The 1478-nt window shown below is 54.9% G+C and carries 2 protein-coding genes; both read right to left on the bottom strand.

All coding sequences use genetic code 11. The features are described from left to right. On the bottom strand, positions 1–942 hold a 942-nt coding region (locus tag A3736_RS01435), incomplete at its 3' end, for an ATP-binding cassette domain-containing protein (RefSeq protein WP_233999150.1). A gap of 53 nt (positions 943–995) precedes the next feature. Further along, positions 996–1478: IS5 family transposase (locus tag A3736_RS16525; RefSeq protein ID WP_156501916.1), on the bottom strand; the 483-nt coding region annotated here is incomplete at its 5' end.

Genomic DNA, 1478 nt, shown 5'->3' with positions numbered 1-1478 from the left:
ACTGGGCTTTTGATAAAGCGCCCGCGCAAGCAAGAGCCTCTGTCTCTGTCCACCAGACAAGTTTGAGCCCCTTTCAGTGATAAAGGTTTCATAACGCATTGGCATGCGATCAATGTCTTCTGCGATGGCCGCAACTTCAGCAGCCTCGCGAATGCGATCAAGGTCCACACTGGACTCGAATAAAGCGATATTCTCGGCGATCGAACCAGAGAATAAAACGTCGTCCTGCAAGACGGCAGCAATTTTCTCGTGATATCTCTGATAGCCAAATTCTCGAATGGGCGTTCCATCTATTGCGACAGCACCAGAAGTGGGCTCCAGAAGACCCAACATGATTTTCGCGAGCGTGGATTTACCGCAACCCGAAGGACCTTTGATGGCCACGTGCTCGCCCGCAGCGATCGAGAGTGAAACTGAGTTGAGAACAAGCGGATCGGCATCTGAGAACCGAAAATCGACATCGGTAAGCTTTATCTCACCCCGAAGTTCCTGTTCTTGGGTGCCAGGGAAATCAAAACTGATGTCTCTCGTCGCGAACGCGATATCAGAAATTCGTTCGAGATGAAGACCCAGCATCCGGAACTCCATGAACTTGTCGACGAGCTTTGACGCGCTTTGCATGAATTGGGTTTTGTAGGCTACGAACGCGAAAATCATCCCGACGGTGAACTGTCCGTTGAGAACGAGGCCAACAGCCAGAGCTACTACGATAATGGTTTCGAGCTGAACGATCAGGGTGTTCGACGTTTCCTGCCATATTCGCACCCGCTCTTCCGAAACCCCGGCGTTGAGGCTTTCGCTGAGTTTGTTTTGCCAGCGAGAGAACCGTCCTTGTTCCTTGTTGGAAAGTCGTAGCGGAACGATTCCGTCAATGCTTTCGATCAGCATCGATTGTTCCTTCGCGCGCGTCGCTATGGCGGCCTCGGTGGCCCTTCGCTCCACCTGAAATAGGAGCAAGCGCACAGCTAGGTACAGAACGAAGGCGAACAAAGAAATTAGGTTTCGTGGACAAAGGGTATCCAGAGTTTGACTGAGGCGAGCGCGACGAAGCCGAGATAGGATTCCTTGGTTTTGTCGTAGCGGGTCGCAACGCGTCGCCAGTTCTTGAGTTTATTGAACAGTCGCTCGATCAGGTTGCGCCACTTGTATTTCGCGCGATCATGCGCGGCGGGATTACGCCGGCCCGCCTTGGCCGGGATCACCGCCTCGACGCCCGCCGCCTCAATCTCTTCGCGGATCGCATCGGCATCGTATCCCCGATCAGCCAGGAAGGCCTCGATCCGGTCAGTTATCATGCGGAACAGCGGTGCGAAGCCCTGCACATCGTGCGCTTGCCCCGGTGTCAGCACGAAGCCGAGGGGCAAGCCTCTGGCATCGCACCTTGCGTGGAGCTTGGTGGTGAAGCCGCCGCGCGATCGGCCAAGCGCCTCGGTTTGCTGAGTCCCCTTTTTATGCCGACGGCACAATGATGTGCCCGG

The sequence above is a fragment of the Erythrobacter sp. HI0063 genome (assembly GCF_001635685.1).
Classification (GTDB): domain Bacteria; phylum Pseudomonadota; class Alphaproteobacteria; order Sphingomonadales; family Sphingomonadaceae; genus Qipengyuania.
The sequence above is the reverse complement of the archived record's forward strand: the minus strand, read 5'-3'. Positions and strand labels throughout refer to the sequence as shown.